Annotated in this window: 19 protein-coding genes and 1 pseudogene; 12 read left to right on the plus strand and 8 right to left on the minus strand. The window is 31.3% G+C overall.

The window, feature by feature from the left end; genetic code table 11:
* Positions 1 to 94 precede the first annotated feature (94 nt).
* Positions 95 to 1,414 (minus strand): MATE family efflux transporter, encoded by a 1,320-nt coding sequence (locus JM172_RS14850; protein ID WP_214483152.1) that lies wholly within the window; start codon positions 1,412 to 1,414, stop codon positions 95 to 97.
* A 94-nt stretch (positions 1,415 to 1,508) separates the two neighbouring features.
* Here JM172_RS14850 and JM172_RS14855 point away from each other — a divergent pair, with 94 nt between their 5' ends.
* The 3 genes from JM172_RS14855 to JM172_RS14865 all read left to right on the plus strand — a co-directional run bounded on the left by JM172_RS14855 (position 1,509) and on the right by JM172_RS14865 (position 3,271).
* A complete protein-coding gene (locus JM172_RS14855; protein ID WP_214483153.1) occupies positions 1,509 to 2,240 on the plus strand; it encodes a MerR family transcriptional regulator in 732 nt (243 codons plus the stop codon).
* Positions 2,241 to 2,699: 459 nt separating this feature from the next.
* A complete protein-coding gene (locus JM172_RS14860) occupies positions 2,700 to 2,876 on the plus strand; it encodes a helix-turn-helix transcriptional regulator (RefSeq protein ID WP_250886682.1) in 177 nt (58 codons plus the stop codon).
* 2 nt (positions 2,877 to 2,878) lie between these two features.
* A complete protein-coding gene (locus tag JM172_RS14865; RefSeq protein ID WP_214483155.1) occupies positions 2,879 to 3,271 on the plus strand; it encodes a hypothetical protein in 393 nt (130 codons plus the stop codon).
* A gap of 500 nt (positions 3,272 to 3,771) precedes the next feature.
* On the opposite strand, the gene JM172_RS14870 is transcribed toward JM172_RS14865, so the two are convergent.
* Positions 3,772 to 4,110, minus strand: a complete 339-nt coding sequence (locus tag JM172_RS14870) for a hypothetical protein (protein ID WP_214483156.1) — start codon at positions 4,108 to 4,110, stop codon at positions 3,772 to 3,774.
* A gap of 498 nt (positions 4,111 to 4,608) precedes the next feature.
* Between JM172_RS14870 and JM172_RS14875 the strand changes: the two genes are divergently transcribed.
* A complete protein-coding gene (locus JM172_RS14875) occupies positions 4,609 to 5,064 on the plus strand; it encodes a DinB family protein (RefSeq protein WP_214483157.1) in 456 nt (151 codons plus the stop codon).
* A 424-nt stretch (positions 5,065 to 5,488) separates the two neighbouring features.
* Here JM172_RS14875 and JM172_RS14880 read toward each other — a convergent pair whose 3' ends face one another.
* The 3 genes from JM172_RS14880 to JM172_RS14890 form a co-directional block, all read right to left on the minus strand.
* Entirely contained in the window at positions 5,489 to 6,523 is a 1,035-nt protein-coding gene (locus JM172_RS14880) for an acyltransferase family protein (protein ID WP_214483158.1), read from the minus strand.
* 660 nt (positions 6,524 to 7,183) lie between these two features.
* On the minus strand, positions 7,184 to 7,858 hold the full coding sequence (locus tag JM172_RS14885; protein WP_214483159.1) for an SOS response-associated peptidase: 675 nt from the start codon (positions 7,856 to 7,858) through the stop codon (positions 7,184 to 7,186).
* 238 nt (positions 7,859 to 8,096) lie between these two features.
* Positions 8,097 to 8,279 carry an aspartyl-phosphate phosphatase Spo0E family protein gene (locus JM172_RS14890; RefSeq protein ID WP_250886683.1) on the minus strand — a complete coding sequence of 61 codons (183 nt, stop codon included), beginning with the start codon at positions 8,277 to 8,279 and terminating at the stop codon, positions 8,097 to 8,099.
* Positions 8,280 to 8,674: 395 nt separating this feature from the next.
* Between JM172_RS14890 and JM172_RS14895 the strand changes: the two genes are divergently transcribed.
* The 8 genes and pseudogenes from JM172_RS14895 (at position 8,675) to JM172_RS14930 (ending at position 16,741) form a co-directional block, all read left to right on the plus strand.
* Positions 8,675 to 9,055 (plus strand): hypothetical protein, encoded by a 381-nt coding sequence (locus JM172_RS14895; RefSeq protein WP_214483161.1) that lies wholly within the window; start codon positions 8,675 to 8,677, stop codon positions 9,053 to 9,055.
* A 359-nt stretch (positions 9,056 to 9,414) separates the two neighbouring features.
* Positions 9,415 to 9,720, plus strand: a complete 306-nt coding sequence (locus tag JM172_RS14900; RefSeq protein WP_352223585.1) for a YciI family protein — start codon at positions 9,415 to 9,417, stop codon at positions 9,718 to 9,720.
* A gap of 365 nt (positions 9,721 to 10,085) precedes the next feature.
* Positions 10,086 to 10,502 (plus strand): annotated as a pseudogene (locus JM172_RS14905) (HXXEE domain-containing protein).
* Between the two features lie 462 nt (positions 10,503 to 10,964).
* Positions 10,965 to 12,914 carry a phospholipase D-like domain-containing protein gene (locus JM172_RS14910; RefSeq protein WP_214483162.1) on the plus strand — a complete coding sequence of 650 codons (1,950 nt, stop codon included), beginning with the start codon at positions 10,965 to 10,967 and terminating at the stop codon, positions 12,912 to 12,914.
* Between the two features lie 407 nt (positions 12,915 to 13,321).
* Positions 13,322 to 14,014 carry an aspartate/glutamate racemase family protein gene (locus JM172_RS14915; protein WP_214483163.1) on the plus strand — a complete coding sequence of 231 codons (693 nt, stop codon included), beginning with the start codon at positions 13,322 to 13,324 and terminating at the stop codon, positions 14,012 to 14,014.
* Positions 14,015 to 14,319: 305 nt separating this feature from the next.
* Positions 14,320 to 14,865: a GNAT family N-acetyltransferase gene (locus JM172_RS14920; RefSeq protein WP_214483164.1), complete on the plus strand. Its 546-nt coding sequence runs from the start codon at positions 14,320 to 14,322 to the stop codon at positions 14,863 to 14,865.
* 425 nt (positions 14,866 to 15,290) lie between these two features.
* Positions 15,291 to 15,803: a sigma-70 family RNA polymerase sigma factor gene (locus JM172_RS14925; protein ID WP_250886685.1), complete on the plus strand. Its 513-nt coding sequence runs from the start codon at positions 15,291 to 15,293 to the stop codon at positions 15,801 to 15,803.
* Between the two features lie 5 nt (positions 15,804 to 15,808).
* Positions 15,809 to 16,741 carry a DUF4179 domain-containing protein gene (locus JM172_RS14930; protein ID WP_214483165.1) on the plus strand — a complete coding sequence of 311 codons (933 nt, stop codon included), beginning with the start codon at positions 15,809 to 15,811 and terminating at the stop codon, positions 16,739 to 16,741.
* A 126-nt stretch (positions 16,742 to 16,867) separates the two neighbouring features.
* Here JM172_RS14930 and JM172_RS14935 read toward each other — a convergent pair whose 3' ends face one another.
* The 3 genes from JM172_RS14935 to JM172_RS14945 all read right to left on the minus strand — a co-directional run bounded on the left by JM172_RS14935 (position 16,868) and on the right by JM172_RS14945 (position 19,766).
* Complete coding sequence (locus JM172_RS14935; protein ID WP_214483166.1) at positions 16,868 to 17,221, minus strand: hypothetical protein; 354 nt, start codon at positions 17,219 to 17,221, stop codon at positions 16,868 to 16,870.
* A 639-nt stretch (positions 17,222 to 17,860) separates the two neighbouring features.
* The gene (locus tag JM172_RS14940) at positions 17,861 to 18,748 is read right to left on the minus strand and encodes an alpha/beta fold hydrolase (RefSeq protein WP_214483167.1); all 888 of its coding nucleotides are present in this window, start codon (positions 18,746 to 18,748) and stop codon (positions 17,861 to 17,863) included.
* A 505-nt stretch (positions 18,749 to 19,253) separates the two neighbouring features.
* Positions 19,254 to 19,766, minus strand: coding sequence for a DIP1984 family protein (locus tag JM172_RS14945; protein ID WP_214483168.1), 513 nt, complete (start codon positions 19,764 to 19,766; stop codon positions 19,254 to 19,256).
* Between the last annotated feature and the right edge of the window lie 231 nt (positions 19,767 to 19,997).

Consider the following 19,997-nt stretch of genomic DNA (forward strand, 5'->3'; position numbering starts at 1 on the left):
ATATTCCAATTCTCTAGTTTTTGACCATATATAAGAATATTTGAAATGGTTTTTTAATGGTTGATAATTTCAAGAAAGTTGTAAACATTTATGGTTACTGTTCCACATTTAACTGTGATAGGTCTAACTTTTGAAAGTAATAGATAAAACCTATAGTTAATAATATTTCTGGAATTAATAACCCCAGTGTAATTCCTGTCACCTTAAATAACCAAATCATAGTATAACTAAATATTGGAATTAAAATGAACGTTCTTATAACAGCAATTGTTAATGATTCTAAAGGTCGATTTATTGATGTGAAATAAATAGATGATTGTATTCCTACATTGGATAATACAGCTGCAAAACCAACTCCTAAATATAACATGAAAGCCACCTTAATTAACTCAGCATTATCTAAGAAAAAAGGTAATCCAAACCATGTAATTGGAATAAGACCCACATACAAAATAAATGCATATAGTGTGCTTCTTTTCAAGGAGAAAATGAAAAGTCTTTTCAAATCAATGTATTTTTTCTCGCCCATCAACCTTGAGGTTATGGGCTGTAATCCTGTTTGCGATCCTAAATATATCTTTGTTATAAATAATGTAAATATGGCTGAGGCTGCGTATGCTTCAAGATATTCATCTGGTAGGAATCTTAAAATCGATATATTAACAACATAAATCATGATTGATTCGATAAAGACACTCAAAAAGTCACTACTTCCGTTGTATAACACTCTCTTAAGTGCTTTGATGTTCTTCTTTGGAAAACTAATATTTATTGTTTTTGATTTAAATAATAGATAAAAGATATTTGCAATTAAATGGTAGCTGTGACTAATAAGAGTAGAGATAGCTAGTCCAATTACACCCTGATTGAAAACTACAACAAAGATGATATTTAAAGCAACATTCATTACTAATGTTATAATATTAACTTTAAAATTAAATTTGGGACTTCCATCGTTCATCACTAGGCTATCTAAAACTACTGACAACATTTGTGGAAAAAAGGCAATGGATAGATATTTCAAATATTCTGTAGCTATAATATGATACTCACCAGACGCACCCAATAAACTTGCAACTTTACTTGCATTAATAGATGTGAAAATTGATAATGATGCTGCTATAGCCGAGAAAATGATGATGATAAAGCTTGCAGTTTGGTTAGCCTTTTCAAATTCTTGTTTTCCGATAAGTAATCCAATATAGGAACCTAATCCAGAAGTAAACATAAATGCGAAGGCAAATATGAAGAATAACATTGGATTTATTAATGTTATCGAAGCGAGAACTGCTGAACTGATAAAAGTTGCTGCTATAATGTGATCAGCGCTTGATGCAAGTGCCATGACCAATTTTGTCGTTATTACCCTATGGGAATACTCTTTGTAAATTTTAGTAAATTCTATTTTATTCATTTTTTTCACCTCAAATAAAACCTTAAGGTGTTGACCAAGTCAACAGTCAATGATAATTATATGTTAAAATATCCCAACGGAGGTAGGCTTTCGTATGCATAAAAGATATAGAATGGGCCAAATAAGCAGATATATAGGAATTAGTAAAGATACGATCAGGCATTGGCAGAAAAAAGGGATTCTTGATATTAACAAGGATGATAATAATTACAATGTTTTTACAGATGAAGACTTTTTCAAAACCTTTAAAATTAATTTATATCGAGAATTGGGGATGAGAATTTCAGATATTAAGGAACTGTTAGATAAAGAAGATATTGATGAAAAAATAGACATCATTGGTAATTACATTAAAGAAATAGACAATGAAATAGAAAAATTGAGTTATCAAAGAAATGTGTTAAAGCGTGCAATAGACTTGCCAACTACTAGAAAATATCATTTTGAAATTATTAAGAAGACATTTAAGTTGAAGAAGGTGCATACAAATATTCCTCCGAAATTCTCAGATGGGGAATTTATGAAGGATAAGCAAATTTTCATAACCAATTTAGGAACAAAGTCTTTAGAGAATCATGATATGTATATTGAAGTAACTAAGAATGCAGACGTTGTCTATACGGATGCCACTTTTATACATTTTTTCTATCCTAGAGAAAAGCTTGAGGAGGGTAACAAATTCACTGAACGAATTATGCAGTTTGCATTGACAAAAAATCTTCAGTTAATGGGGGAAATTATAGAAATACATGATCTAAAACAGCTTTTAATCAATGATTTTGATTATATAGAATTCTATATTGCAGTAAGAGATAGTGGTGATTGATACTACTATTTATTGTAATGATGTAAACTAAACCGTTCAACAAAATGGCTCGGTTCCAGTAATAATACTTAGAGTGCAAAATTAGGTGGAGTGATTTAGTCTGAGAGAGAAAAAGCTTTTGTAAATCTTTTAGGAGCATTACTTTGTTTTATAGTATTTCTTTTTGGAATGATTTTCTCTACGCAATTTAAACTAATGTTTGTACTAGGGGTTTTGGGATTCAGGATTTTTATTTTTTTCAAGAATCTTTAAATAGAGCATTCAATGTGGCAGTTAATAACTTTTTAAATGGGTGTGGCTTATGAGCCTCATCTTGTCAGTATTTACATGATTAAAAGCCCTTAACAGTTTTATTTATGTAAAGCTAGATTGACTTATATTCAAATTCAATGTAAAGTAAACTTGACGTAAAGTTAACTTTACATTGAGGGTGGTTGTGTGAAAAATAATATTAGGGAAATGCGTTCAAAACATAATTTTACTCAAGATGAATTGGCAGAACGACTAGATGTATCAAGACAAACGATTATTTCACTAGAAAAAGGGCGATACAATCCTTCAATTACTTTAGCCTTCAAGCTATCAAGAGTTTTCAACAGCAAAATTGAAGATATTTTTATTTATGAGGAGGAATAAGGATGATAAGTAATAAAAAGTCAAAAGAATATCGAATTATCTATATATGTTCAGGTTTTTTATTGATTATATTAGGTATTTATTTAAACTATGAAGACATAGTAAAAGGTGAATTTCCTGATGCAATAATGTTACTTGCATTGGGAATAAATCAGTTGCTTCTAGGATATTTATCACCTCATATTTTTCTTAAAGATGAACGGGCAAAAGAAATAATAGGGAAATCAATGACCATAAACTACTTTGTTCTATTCGCATCAATATTAGTTTTATTTCTAGCTACAGGTTCTTTTGGATTTTTAACCTTAGATGCAACAGAGGTGCTAATTTTACTTTTTTGCATCATGATAATTACTATTCCAGGAACAATGGTGATCTATTCGAAAATCATTTAGTTCATTTATTTGTAAACACAGAACGATTCTTTTATTTGTAAATCGTTCTAGTTTTTATCCAATCCTTCTAATCCGCTATGTTAGTGTTTTGCAGAGCGTATAATATTAATTTAGTCGTTAATGATATAGTTTGGTTTGCTATTATTGGGGGGAGTAATTAATGAGTGAAAATGTTAGGAAAGATTGTGAAATTTATCAATTTTGTGCTGAGAAATGGATCACTTCATAAGAAGAACTGAGCAATAAGTTGTTCTGGTTAGAATATACATACTCACCTTTGGGCAGATTTGCGCTTCATTGATAAGGCTAAATTGTGGCAAGTGTCTACTTCTTCCAATGGTTATTAGGAAACTTAATGATTATTTGAGGGTATTAAAGGATACAAACAATCATATTTCTTTCATTTAATTTACACAATGGAGTAAAAAGTACATTATAAATAAGAAAACCTCTCAATTTATTACTGAGAGGTATCCTTTATTAACCATGGAAATAGATTATTATTCAACTCTTGTATTTGGATCACCGATGGATAATCCATATTCTAACCTACAAGGTTCATTATCAGGAGTGTTTATGCAAGTGGCTGAAATTTCACGCACATGATTACCAGCTAAAACAGTAGCATCAATGCCATTTAGTGTTACCGAAGTTGAGTCGATAAGACCTGTCATCGTAATTTCTACTTCACAACCTTCTGAAAGGGCTTCTACATATATAGAAACTGGCTGAGCGAAATCCATTGTTTTGAACAACGTGGATGTTGGGTTTGTGTTTTTATCTAGACTTAACAATTTAAAATTATATGCTATATTTACAGGATTTCTGAAAATTGTCAAATATATCACCTCCTTATCATTAATAGAATATGAATGAAAATTCAAGATGCTTGTACAAATGACTTGATTAATTCAATTGTTTTATCCAATATAAGTGAGAGGCTAAGAGTCTATGTAGAAGCAAAGGCTGAATTTAAAGTTGGAAAAATATGAAGGATGCACAAGATATTTGTTTACATCTTACACGTTAGAATCAAATAGGAAATAAATATAAGGTGGTAGGTGTATTTTACACATAAGGAATGCATCTTTAAGCAGAAGTGATTCGAATAGAATTCCATATAAGCTGAGGAACAAATATTTACACTTAATAGATTTACTAGAGAAACAAAATACGTGACAAAATGTTTTTCTTAGCAATGTTTTTTTTCAGCAGTAAATTCCGATACTTATAGACTCGAATGATAAAACCAAGCTGATACAGTACTGGGATATTATGTTATTATTAGATCGTATAATAATTTGGCAAATAACAGGAGAATGAAGGAGAGGGAAGTTTTGAGAGAAGATCAATTATTTGAACAAATGAAAATGTGGCGTAAATGGTCTGTTCAACTACTTTGCACAATTTCCGATGAAGTTGCTGACATAATTCCGCATGGTCATAATAACAGCATTCGCTGGAATGCTGGTCATATTTTAGTAGGTTGGGATCATACGATGTTTCCTGCTGTCAATGAGAAGAGACAATTGCCTCTTACATATCACGAAATGTTCCCAAGAGGTAGTAAACCACAAAATTGGACAGAACAACCCCCATCGATGGAAGAAATCATTAACAAACTGGAGGAACAACCAGATCTTATTGTAAAAGCATGTAAGGGACATCTTGATGACCCTCTTCATGAATCTTTTTTAGGCATGAAAACATTAGGAGACATGGTTGTTTTTCATATGAACCATGAAAATCTACACATAGGAATGATTAAAAGTATGAAGAATTTACTTGAGTAAAGATGACATAGTTAGCAAGTTTTTAAAAACAATGATTTTTGAGATTGCTAAGGGCTGAAAAAACCAGTCCTTTTTGTTTTGAGACAGTAGGAAAGCTTTTTTGTGTTTGATCAAATGGTATAATTCGTTCTAACAAAATGATGAATATGACATAGTTTGAATCACCTATATAAGTATTGGAATAAATAGTAAATTAAAACACATACTTTCCTCAACATAAAAGATTTTTAATAATCATTGTTATTGTTAGTTGATGCCACATTAGAAAAGGTGTCATGACCTCTTATAAAGTCAAACTCCAGAAAGTTATTCTTCATTTCTATATCTTAATAATGGCATGTCCCTAGTATTATTATCATTACCATTCATATAAAATCATCCTTCTTAAATCTTGAGAAAGAGTGCTATCCAGCTCTTGGCATACCTACCCTTTAATCTTGGTTTTTATTGTTTCCAATGGTGAAGTTAAGAATTTAGTGTATGATGCAAAAAAGTTTGATCCTAGGAAAGCTGTGACTATTAAAGCAAGCGTAAGGTTAACGATAAACTGTGTATCCAGATTCCAGTCGTTCATAAAGTTATTTTTTTTCCACATAAATACGAAGGCTGGATGAAATAGGTAGATTCCTAGTGAATGGTCGCCCCATTTTGTAAAGAAACATTTTTTGCCCTTAATCACAATGAGTATTAGTATAGAAAGCCATGTAGATAATAGAAAGTGTGATAGTATTTTTGTTACATAGGTATCATTGTCTGACAAAAAACGTGATGTGCTATAACTTCCTTTATAAAGCCATTCCAAGTTAGGCGTAAATTCAATAAAAAGAAACACACCCACCGCTGTAAGTAGCAATAAACCTTTTGCTATATTTGGAGATAGGCTAGTATAAAGTTTCTTTAGCGCATTGTTAGACATAAAAAATCCAGCAAAGAAAAAAGGTGCAAATGTAATCGTACGCTGATAACTAAGTGTATAAGAAGAAAAATTAGGATAAAACTCTCTTGCAAAATTCACGAGGGGATCTGTGTATAGACGTGAAAAAAAGCTTATTAAAAGTATTAGGGTAAATAGAATTAGTTTACTAATATTGTTTGGGTTCAACTTTGCAATTATTCCCGCTAAGACATACCAAAAAGAAATACTAACGATATACCAAAGATGAAATCTTGGCTTCTCGTAGTTAAACCCTATCGTCTCGTACTCTCCAATGAAGTAGAAAAACAAGGTATATAATGTCTGAAAAATGATATATAACATTAAGAGATTGACAACTTTCTTCAATTGTATTCTTTTTGCTAAAAATCCACTTATGAACACAAAAAGTGGCATGTGAAACGCATAAATAAAAATAAAAGTTTGAAGATAATGCTCTTTATTCAATTCTAAGAAATGTCCAAATACCACAAGGAAAATTAGTATACCTTTCGTATTACTTAACTTTATATCCTTATCAAACAATTCAACCTCCCCCTAATTGCCATGGATTTTATGTCTTTAAATATACCTGTCTTAAATGACTTTCCAGTGACTCGAATATGACAAATTAGTCACTTATGTTGAATCTGATATATTGTTTATAAAACTTAATCAGAAACGTGTTTTTCTTTTTCTTTATACTAAACAATGAAATTTAAGCAATAGCGAGACCTTTACGGGTTTATCGTGTTATTTAAATAAGACAGACAGTTTTTATAACTTTTGTGACTAAAGGTTGTTGAGTAGTATGGTACGAGGATAAGGGAACTGCTTAACAGTGACAATTTGTGAAGTTAAGTGACATCTCGACATTTAGAGGAATTTAGGTTGTGATAAGTCATTAGTTGTTTTGTTATACAAAAAAGAGCTTTAGAGAAATATTGATTGTTAGAGGGGACAGTAGTGGGTGAAAGAATAATGTTAAAGATTATTAAAACAAGAATTGGGTTGACGGTTCAATAGTATTACTATTGCATGGTTACATTGTAATTTAATCGAAAAATTTAATATATACAGTTGGTAAAAAAAGTAAAAAATCCATTCAATTCAACAATACACAAGAAATAGGGGAAGCCCCTAAAATAGGAGTTTCCCCAGAATCCATTTACAATTATCATTATGATGACTATTAAAAAAGCCTTCCTAGCATACTTGCTCAATTAAGTTAGGAGAGTTGTTCTTTGGCGAATTTACATCTGATGACACTTCAAAAGCTTCCATAAGTTCCTGGTCAAAAGGTATTAACAACTTCTGAAGATAAGCTGTATCATTTATAGATGGATCTAACCAAATTTTTTCATCATCTGGTTTTAGAATTACCGGCATCCGATTATGAATCGAGGACATTAGCTCGTTAGGTTCGGTTGTGATGACTGTGCACGAATAAATAGTATGCCCATCTGGGGATTGCCAAGATTCCCATAATCCAGCCATTCCAAACGGTTCATCTGATTTAAGCTTAATACGCATAGGAATTTTGCGCTCTTGCGTCTTCTTCCATTCATAGAAAGAATCAGCAATAACTAAACAGCGCTTCTTTTTATAAGCATTTCGAAAACTATTTTTATCAGCAAGTGTCTCAGCTCTAGCATTAATCATTTTATAACCGATTTTCATATCCTTTGCCCAACGAGGGATGAAGCCCCATCTAAGATATCCAAGTCGATTCTTTTCACCGTCGTTGATTACAGTTACGACAGAATGTGAAGGAGCAACATTATAATTAAAGCGGTATTCATCTTCTGTAAAAGCTGCTTTGATGTCAAAGCGGTCAATAATCTGATCAAATTGAGTGAAAAGAGCAAACCTACCACACATCATATCACCTACATAAAATTATTACGACGATTGTAGCAAATATTGTAAAAATAGGCAAATGAATCATCTAATAAAACGAATGTCAAAATTACTTGAATAGGAGATTTTTAATTCATTGAAGTCCAATATACTAATGAGTTGATAACTTGGATTGTTTTGTAAGAAATACACTTTAGGAGCTCTATAAAGGTGGAATAGATTATTTGAAAAATAGCAAATTAAATCATAGTTTAATAAATTATCTACAATTCTTATATTTATTCGTTATCATGAGTTGATATTTATACAGCAAATCATCTAGACGTTGACTGAGGTATTTTGTTTCACAGTGATTCAACCCTTTTTGAATGCCAGATGTAATCATTTCTGATCTTAGTTCTTCGATTTGTTGTAATAGCTGTGATTCGCGCTGATTATTCATCATTGTATAAAAACACCTCAATAACTAAAATATGGATAAAGATAAGTAGACAATAATTATATAGATTAATAGATAACATTTAAATAGATGTAACAAAATTGTAACGTGGTAAATGTTTACATTTAAAAGGAAGAGAGGCCATAAGCTGGGGAACTGCTGTTAAGCAATGAAAAATAGTCAGCTTTTGAGAAGAGGGCTGTGAGTTAGATGCCTTAATGGCAGCCGGGTAAATGTAACATTTAGAGGTGAATTAGCTATAAATTGAGAAAGGTGATTTGTTTTAAAAACGGGAAAAAATGATGAAGTTATTTTTTTCATTCTTTTATCTATTGAACAACTATAGCACCTTCATTATAGTCGAATTATCAGATTAAATATGAGGTGGCATGCAAAAAGTGAATCAGACAAGGTATGAATCATTTAAGGCTTTAATGAATAACAATATGAAAAATTATGGACAAAAACTACTTATAAGTTTATTAGTGATCTCTGTAATAATTAACTACGTCCAATACAATAAGAATCAGGATCAAGATGATTTATTACGTGATTTTTACATGGAATATATCTCTGATATTTTTTCTATAAATAGAAGTTTTTCTTATCTTGAAAATTTAAATATAGAAGAATTGAAAGATGCTGAACGTTCTTATTCTCAAATGTTGCAGTACATTTCTAAATTGGCACACAGTCATGAAATAAATGCATCGTTTGAAACAAAACTACTCATAGATAATGCTTACGGTCTAGTAAAAAAGTTATATTCAAAAACTTAATCAGGAACACCCTTCACTGAAGAAGATTTGTTAGAAATTAAAGAAATAAACAAATATTTCGAACTTTTTTCTAAAGGAACCAACTATGACATAAGAAATAAGTCCTTTAAGGAGCTTAAAAAAGAGCTATACAATAGAAATCATAGATTAATAGATGTAAGGTATGGCAAACCTCCAGCCAAAAATTAAAGTTTGCTTAGTACATATTAACACACTGCCTAAATACACCCCGTCTTAATTATGTGACGGGTGCATTTTTGATGGAACCTTTTTTATTTATCATTGTATAATTGTTTAAAGCTAATGTTTAAAATAAAACCACTAGTGAAAACTTTTAAAGGGAGGTTACGCATATTTCTATAAAACAATATTTATATAAGCTCAGCTTAAAACCTGCTCTATTAGACGAAGAGAATTGGACTGATAGAGAACATCATATTATACAACAACATTTCGACATGTTACAGCGGTTACTTGAAGAAGGAAAGATGTTATTAGCAGGGAGAACTCTTAATATGGATTCATCGGGTTTTGGCATTGTCATCTTAGAGGTAGCATCGGAGGATGAAGCGAAAAAAATTATGCAAGACGACCCTGCTGTTAAGGAAAAAATAATGACTGCAGAGCTGTTTCCATATCGAGTCGCCTTATATAGAAATAAATAAACAACTTTATGACGATGAAAACAAATCATTCCTATTGTTCAAACAATCTACTTTTCAAAACAAGCACTATAAAAAAGTAATAGGATAATCATAGAAATCTTTATAAGTAGTTGTTACACATATGATGATTGTAATTTGTCAATCATTTTACAACATATGTGTGCATAAACTGAATCATCATTAATAAAGGCTTTTGTCGTAAACTTTGTTGCTAATTTTAATGAAAGTGGACTGTATGATGCGTTATAAGAAGAGCTCATTAATTGTAAAATAAGATGCCACAAACGCTAGATGTATACGTGCTTATATCTTATAACGTTATGCAACAATCAATGTGAAAACAGCCTAAGTAAAAAGGGGGAAATATGGATCTAGAGTTATCTAATGCTATATGGTTATTCGTTGTAATATTTATGCTCCATGATTTTGAGGAGATTATTACAGTTGAACAATGGGCGAATAAATATCAACATAAAGTAACTGGGAATAATATTTGGATCAAAAAAAAGATATAACAATTTTGGAACTTAAACTCTAATAGTTTTGCAAAGAGAGATGTCATTATTTTCATCATTATGTGTAGTATTACATTTATCAAAATTCAGTTTTTACATGGCTCATGGAGCTCAATTTTGTATTTGTCATTTATAGTTTTTGTCTTAATACATAACATTGTCCATGTTTTGCAAACGTTGGTACTAAGAGCATATACCCCAGGTTTATATACAGCAATCTTTCTAGTAACCCCTTATATTATTTACCTACTAAGTCGTTTGTTATAGAACGTTTTTTATACTCCTTGAACAAGCATACTTTATTCGAACGTACGTTTTGTTATATTCTTTTTTAAAACAAGAACTACATTTTTGTAATACCAACATTAAAGTGATTATTTCCTAGTGATGAGAAAATAATAATAGAAAAATGTGCAAAACTTAAAACCTAAATTTCTTATTTTCTATATTAAGAAATTAGGTTTTTTATTTTTATCATCATCTTAAAGAGATAACCCCTGACCATCATTAATATTAGTTAATAAAGTATTAAACAACCCCAAAAGTTGTATGACTTGTTTCACTATTAAAAACACATTGAACTTTAAAGAAAATACTTAAGAAGGAATTGAAATTTCCTTTATACAGGAGATTTACAATAATTTTTTCGTGGTTAACACTATAAAAAACGTGGTAATATTAATATGTGAGTGTAATGTATTCTAACATCCAGAAAGGACGATGAGGGGAATGGATAGGCTAATAAAGAAATTATTAATTGTTACATTAATCTTCGCTATAGTTTCACCTTCTTTTCAAACAGGATTTGCAGCTACACAAGGGGAAGTAGTAATAAACGAAATAGCTTGGATGGGCACCAATGTAAGCAGTAATGACGAATGGGTTGAATTATACAATAACACAAACACAACGATATCAATTGACGGTTGGACATTGAGTTCGACTGATGGTACACCTACAATACATTTAAATGGAGATATTTCACCTAATGGATATTTCCTTTTAGAGAGAACAGATGATAGTACAGTTTCAAGTGTTGTGGCTGATATTGTTTATACAGGAGCTCTAAGCAATACAAGTGAAATTTTAGAATTAAGAGATGACCAAAATAACTTAATAGACTTAGTAGATAATTGGTATGCTGGAGATAGTAGTACAAAGGCTACGATGGAAAGAGTTGATTCAACCGTTAGCTCAATTGCTTCAAATTGGAAGAGCTCTACTACGGCTTATAATGAAGGTTTAGGAACACCAAAGCAAAAGAACTCTATTGAAACAACTGAACCATCAGGTTGTAATACTACTGATGAGCAATTAAACAATGTTTCTAATGAGATAGGTGCTATTAATGTATATTTCAATAAATGTGCAAATGTAGAAGATGCAATTACTGGAAATCTAGCAAACTACAATGTTAATTTAGAAAACAGGTTGATTCAACGCTTAAATGAGGCTACAACGAGCATAGATATGGCAGCCTATGAAATTAATTTACCTAGAATTGTAGATGCTTTAATTGGGAAAGCTGCTGAAGGAGTAGAGATTAGGTTTATTGCAGACGCTAAAGATAGTGATGACCCGAACAACTTAGAACGTTTTCAAACAATGAGGTTGTATGTAGAGAAAATGGTTAGAGGACTAGATGGAGTAATTGGTACACCAGATGATATACGTGTATTCTCAGATTCACCAATGTTTGTTGTTGAGGATCTAGTCAAGCGAGCTGAATTTGGTTTACCTTCTGATTTTACCGACTTTCCGGAAGTAACAGTTCAAGTTGGAAATACAAATGAAACTGGCTATTTATTCGTAGAAGCTGAACAAAAAGATATTAACTCATACTACTCTCCTAATACTCAAATGCACAACAAATTTGCAGTAGTGGATGATAGTTGGGTGTATACAGGCAGTTGGAATTATACTGTTACCGGTTTGTATGGTACGGAGGAAAATATGCAAAATGGAATCTTAGATGGAAATCAACAACATGTAGTTGAAGTGAATAGTCCAGAACTGGCAAGTATCTATGAAGTTGAATTTAATGAAATGTGGGGGAGTACTTCACTTATCCCAGATCCGGTAAATGCTAATTTTAATACTCGGAAAGCGGATAATACTTCCCATAGTGTGAATATAAATGGAAAAACGATAGAAGTCTATTTTTCATCTGGTGATAATGCATTAGGTCGCGTTCAAAATATTATTAAGAACGAGGCAGATCACAGTGCCTACTTTACAATTTTTGCTTGGAGTGACCAATCTATTCTAGATGAACTGAAATATAAATGGGAAGGTTCTTATACTGATTTAGTTGGTTCATTAACCGGGTTCGATGTGAAAGGCGTCTTTGATTCGAGTTATTGGAATCAGTGGTGGTCAGCAAGTGTCGATATGACAGGTAGAACTGCAACACAGTCAAGTGTCGGAAATCCAAATACACGTTGGGCAAACCCTGCACCAGTGTATCAAGACAATGAATCTAGAAAACTACACAGTAAAACAATGTTGATTGATGCCAATTCTACAAGTGATCCTACTGTGATAATTGGTTCAACTAACTGGAGTGAGAATGGTAATAACGTGAATGATGAGAATATGCTTATTATTCACGACGAAGCGATTGTAAATCAATTTCTTCAAGAATTCAATGCGCGCTACGAAAATGCGAGTGGATTTTAGCTTATAAGCCTCGTTTCGTAAACAATGTTGCTAGATTATTTATGATTTTCATCGTCTTAGTAGAAAAGTTGAGTTTCTTAGTAGCTAAAACAGTTAATAGATAAAGTTTAATTGCCCTTGTAGAAGATAAGAAATTTTTATCTACTATAAGGGTATTCAATTATATATGATCAAAGGGAAACTATTTACAAATAATTATCATATCAATGTCATTATTTTATTTACGTTACATGTAATCTACATATGAACTTGTTGAGGTAGGCTACCTAAATAAAAAGTACGGTCTTTGGAACTAAACATAAAATTGCGGTTAACATATATGCATCTTGCTATTTCAATTTTCTAGGTAATGAAATTCAAATATTTTCATATGACTTTACAATTAATTTAATTAGGAGGACATCGCTATGATAGGTATTTTAGGAGGGATGGGACCAAAATCTACTGCCCCCTTCATTGACAATGTGGTTGACCAGTGCCAAAAGATATATGGGGCGACAAACGATGTTGATTTTCCTCACATGATGATCTATTCGTGTCCAACGCCATTCTATATTGATAGACCTATTAATCATGAGGAAATGGCAAATGCTATTATTAATGGTGCAAAAAAACTAGAAACTACTGGAGTAGATTTTATTGCAATGCCTTGTAATACAGCACATCTTTATTTTAACAAGTTGAAAGAATCAATTTCAGTACCCATACTTAACATGGTTGATGAGACTATTAATGAAATACCCAATAACACAAGGAAAGTAGCGCTGTTAGCTACAGATCCCACAATTCAATCTGGTTTATATCAGCAGACTTTTTCTCAAAATGATGTTGAGTATGTTCATAAAAACAGTTGGCAAACATGTGTAAATCAAATTATTTCAGCTGTGAAATCAGGTGAAATGATTGATGGAGCTCGATTGTGGAGTAAATTATGTTGCGAAATGAATGAGGCTGTAGATACAGCAATCCTAGCATGTACAGACTTAAACATAGTGTCGCACCATATACCAGACAATACCAATATTACTATTGTGGATTCATCAGATTGTCTAGCTCGTGCTGTTGTAAACAAATATTTATCATTTTCAAAGCATACGTAAAAAATACCTATTTATAATAGAGGAAAAAGCGACGCAAGCATTAAAAAAATCTGTTTTGTCATGACAATTGCAACAAGCTATCCTTCTAGACCTAATTAAAAGAGCAGAGTATAGTATTTACTATGTAAGTTATTCATGAATTGCAAAGGCTTGCCGTTATTTTTTTGAAATGGACAGTAAGATGGGTTTTTGCTCGAAACCAAAAAATTATTAAAGGGGTAAACGTGCTTATGTCTTAGTACAAAAAGCAACAATTAGGACGAAAACAGCCAAATTAAAATAAACATAAATATTAGAGGTAATATATGATTTTGAAAACGGTAGATGAAAGAGTATATTTGAAGTTAATAGAAATGAAGGATGCTGAAAAGATTTTTAAGTTAACTCATAACTCAAGAAATTATTTACGAAAGTGGCTACCTTGGGTCGACACTACTACGGGAATTGAGGACACAAAAGCATTTATTCGGGCATGCATAAGTAAATATGATGAAGATAAACATATGATAATGATGGTTATATTGTATAAAGACGATGTCGTTGGAGTAGCTGGTTATAATCAAATCGATTGGCTTAATAAAACAGCATATATCGGTTATTGGTTAGCCGAAGAATGCCAGGGATTCGGCATAATGACAAAGGTAGTTAAAGCATTAACAAATTACGCTTTTACAGAAGCTGAACTAAAAAAGGTTGCAATTAGACCAGCTGAAAATAACGAAAAAAGTAGAGCAATTCCAGAAAGATTAGGGTTTATAGAGGAGTGTAGAGTTAGTGATGCAGATTGGATTTATGATCATTCTATAGATCATATAGTTTATAGTATAACGAAAAAAAGCTTGAATAATTAAACTATTATAGACCAAATGCTGTCTGACGTAATTAATCAACAAAGGAGTTCAATGAGAGAAATTGTGTATATTTATAAAATCTTGAAGCAAAATACAAAGTAACAGGAGTTCCACCTATGATACTCCTGCAGGCACTCTCTGGCCATGGAGTGCCTATTTTAGTTTGAGGAACAATCAAATAACGGGTTGTCTTATTATACATTTCTTTTGGTCAAATGACGCTTTTTCCTATTTTACTTTTCTAAGGTACTTGGCTTTTTACAGAGTCAGTATTTTTTATAGTAATAAAAATGATCAATTTCTCCCCTTCATATAAAATATCCAAAAAGCTAAATGACAAATATTAGTTGATGAAAAAATGAGACTTTTTGCTTAAGTTAGCAGTCTAATTAGTGCTATTGAAATTTCATTAAGGAAGTGAGAGTATGGCCATTGGTTTTAGAAATAAAAAATCAAGTAAGGAGATGGAGGATAGATTTCTTTATTTGATAAACAATAACCAAGAAAAAATGTATAAAATTGCATATAGCTATGTCAAAAATAAAGATGATGCTTTAGATATCGTTCAGGAGACAGTATATAAAGCTTATATTTCATATGATAAAGTCAAAAAAGCACAATATGAAAACACTTGGTTAACGAGAATCTTAATAAATGTATCTATTGATTTTATAAAGAAGAATAAAAGAGTCGTATCAATAGATACGAACTTGATCGAAAATATAAGTGATTCAAGGAAAGACCTTGTACATGAACAAATATTTGTAAAAGAAGCGCTAGAAAAATTAAATGAAAAACAAAAAACCGTAATAATATTAAGGTTTTTTGAAGATATGAAGCTGGAGGAAATTGCCCAAATTTTGAACTTACCAACTAGTACGATAAAATCCACTCTTTATAGAGCTTTAAAAGAAATGAATATTAATTTAAAGGAGTAGAGGATATGGATAAAAAAATGTTGTCTGATTTACAAAAAGAATATCAAGAAATCCAAATTCCAACAGAGCTTAATCATATGGTGCAAATAGGTTTAGAAAGGGGCAGAGCAAAAAAGACAAAAACTAACATAAATATGATCTTCAAAATTTGTGCTAGTTTTTCTGTAGCTTTAATATTATTTATCGCTGCTGTTAATGCATCACCAACTTTTGCAAATATATTGAAAGATATTCCTTATGCAGGAAAGTTAGTTAAGATCCTTCAATTTAATAATGGTAATTCCGGCGGAGGTTTTATAACTGATGGAACAGATATAAGTCAAATAGATTCATTTGAAACAGATGGGTATGAAAATATTTTTATAAACTTTTCACAAGGTGATGAATTACAGGAAAATGTGGGAGCTTTTAAAGTTAGGTATGATGAAAACCCATATACAATGACCTTTGAGATTGGTGGTGCTAGAAGATTTTCAGCTGCTGAAAACTTTGAAAAAATATTGGAAAATAAGTATGTGAAAGATATTTATACAATTATTACTTTAGATGATTCTACCATTAGATTTGTTATTGAATTTGAAAAGCCTGTTGAATATATAGTAGAAGAAAGAGAAGCCCCTGCAAGCATAGTAATAATGTTTAAAGAAGATAAAAAGTTTGAGGAAAAGAAGACTTATTCTTTAAGAACAGAGTCTTACCCTAATGGACCAACTATTGGTTCATTAGAAGAGGCGTTTTTCGTTAAAGATGAAACACGTATTCTTAAGGATGAGGATGGTCTGTTTTTTGTAGAAATCCAGTCCTTTAATACTAAAGAAGAAGCAGAAAAGAAATTAGAGGCATTAACTAAAATAACAGATAAAGCGATACTTATTGAAGAAAAAATAGGAGGAAAGGATTCACAAAGCTATCCAGCAGAAATAATGAATAAAAACTAATAGAATCAATGTAGAAATAGCAATATTACAAGAAAAGCTAGCCTAAGTTTTAGGCTAGCTTCTTGAATAGCTACTTATATAATAAGGATAACTTTGTAATAATAGCTTAACTACAAGTCCAATTATTTAATCACAAACATTTACATAAACAAACTCTTGAGCAACAGGTTGACCGGTTTCTTTTAAAGTTACGAGAATTTGAAATCTATATTGCCCTTTTTCAGTAAATTTAATTTTAAATTCGCTACAAGAAACAACAGACAAAGTAGTTTCAAGAATTGCTACACCGTCAGTGAATGTTATTGGAACGAACATTCCTGGATCATTTGGTACGAAAATAAAAGATTCAAAATTATCTGCTTGATCCATATCTCCAACTGAAACAAAAACATCAATATCCGCACCATCTAGAGATGGATCAGTATTAACAAAACAGACAGAAAAAATCTCTTGTACATTTTCTATAACAGTATCAGCCAAAGTGTTAAAAATACAGACTGTCAATTCAACTACACCCCCTATTTGATTAGTTTGCTTTTCATATTAGAAGAGCATTATATTTTATTCTATAAACTATAATTAAGCTTGGACTAATCATGTGATACAAAAGAGGATTTTTCAGGAGAATAAACAACAATACTATCCAATGATGACAAGACAAGAATGCTAAATTATGAATGAGTGATTTGGGTATGATGATAAGAAATTGGGCGCTTACCCAAAGTTGGAGGTAAAACTAAAAGAGTTTAACGTTTAATAGCAAACAGGGAAAGCTAAAATGCAGGAAGGTTTTAGTCAAGCATGACATTTTATCGGAAATAAGATCAAAAATAAAAGAAATCCCTCCAAATTATTCATGAAAGGAGGAATAAATGAGGAGGGTAGGGTGAAAATGGTTGTATTTTATAGTATGCAATATATTTGTTTCAGGGATGTACTAATGTACCATGTCATTTACATTAATTTTTAAAAAATATGATGACAGTCAAGGTTCATGCATTGAAGTATCTATTTTTCTCCATGATATGAGCACATTTTTCCATCATGAGTTTGGAAATTGATATTATCAGGAAGAAAATAAAATTAACCTTATTTGTTACAATAAATGATGTTTTTATCTTATCCGATTAAGTAACCAGTCATTTCTTTATTTACGATGTCCCATTGATCTTGATTGATTGAATGTCCAGCATCCTTAATTATTTTGTAGTTAAAATGATTGGCTTTAAAAAAGTCAATATAGGAAGGATGATAAACAATGCTGTCTGAATCTCCAATAAGAAATAATGCTTTTTGTTTGAAGGAAGACAAGGCTTCCATTTCATACGATGTAAATTTTCTTCTCTCTGGTTTACTGTATTTAAGAATAAAAAGGAAATGTTTTAAGAGTTTATTATTCATAGTATGAGTGTCTGATATGGGACTACCTAGTTTGCGAAGAAGCTTTAAAGCATTTTTTTCTGATGGCTTTAATACTTCTGGAAAGAATACCATGACGCTTTTTATTCCTAATAGTGTGTATTTTAGACCTAAGCCTTTAATAGGGATAAAGCTTGCCATGCAGATAATTTTATCTACCCGATGAGGATTTCTAATTTCATAAGAAAGTGCTAAATATATTCCATATGATACTCCAGCCATGTGTGCTTTACTAATGTTATAAGTTTCAAATATATCATCTATCCATAAATGGGGTTGAAAATTGTTGTAATATTCATCGTTAGGTTCACTCTTACCTGCCCCACCAAGAGTGTCTATTGCAATCACATAGAACTGTTGTGCTAATTCTTTAATATTGTAGATCCACATAATTGCAGAGTTGTCGCCTGTGCCATGAAAAAGTATTAGAGGGGGGTTTTTCTTATTTCCTGTGATTATTACATGTGTTTTCCCAAACCTGGTGTCAATATCTTGCTCCTCAAGATCAACATCCCACAAATTCAACAAGTGGTCATAAGATTCATAAAGTAATTGTTTGCCTTCTAAGCTTCTAAACCTACTTTTCATAATAATAACCTCTTTTCTTGATGAAATTTCAGGAGAAAACACTATTATCATAGTGTACATCTAAATGATACTATCATTTGAAAATCTGAATATATAATGATGTTACAATTTAATAACAATAAAGGAAAATAAAAATATATAATCCATCTTTTGGCAAACAGATGTCTAACGTCAAAGGATCTTTAAATAAGATTTTTCGTAAATTTGTGATGTTATAGCTCCTAAACAAGAAGGTAAAGGTATTTTCGTAAAAAAACAGCCTAATATATATAATAATCCCCTAACAAATTTGTTAGGGGATCCATAAAAGGAGAAAAAAAACATACTTACACAGAATGATATTGGTTAGGTCATCAACCTTAGTAGTTGGTCATCGGTAAACGGTAAATTTGTAATTGGTCATAGGTAATTGGTTTACTATAGCCATTTCAAGTTTGATTTAGAATTAACGAATAACAAGATTTCCCCTTTTATGCCCTGAAGTGGAGTCTCACCTCTTCAAGGATTAAAAATATTTTTCACTATCAAATGCTAATTCTATTTCATAGTTTTTGGCGTTTATCAGATTAGATAGCCTATTAGCTTGACGTTCAATTTCGATTGATTTTAATCGATATTCCTCTGGGTTAAACATAGCTAATTTAACTATCATTACATTCTCCCCGTAGGAATAAGGGTATTCTTCTTTGGAAGCCCCATACTTTTTATATGTACGTGCTTTTGCACGTAACTGGGTAGCCAGCTCTATAGCTTCGACAATAGTTAAAGCTTCATCGTTAAAAACAATTTCATTTTGAATATTTGCTTGATACATGAGTTTATCTAGTAATCGTAAATCTTTTCTAACCTCTTCTAGTTCTTTTTCAACTGTAGAGAGTGTACGAGTTTGAGCAGGAACTTCACTACCTTTTTCAATTTCTACAAACGCTACACGCTCCATCTCATTTTCTAACTCTCGAACTCTATTAGAAAGAACACTTTTTAACTTTACAGCCTCTGCAAGTGAAATATTAGGCATGATGTTAAACCCCTTCAATTAAAATATTATTTCTAAATAATACTATATCATCTTTTTTTTAGCAAATGCTATTATCACATGAATGATTGTTTTCTTACTAATAACTATATACGAAAATGAGAGTCCCATTTATATTTAAATAACTAGCGTGTGTCTAAAAATAAGATTAACCTTTGCCATTGCTATATGATAAATAGTTTGTGAGTATAGATTTTCTTCGCACTTACACTG

Source organism: Bacillus sp. SM2101 (assembly GCF_018588585.1).
Classification (GTDB): Bacteria; Bacillota; Bacilli; order Bacillales; family SM2101; genus Nanhaiella; species Nanhaiella sioensis.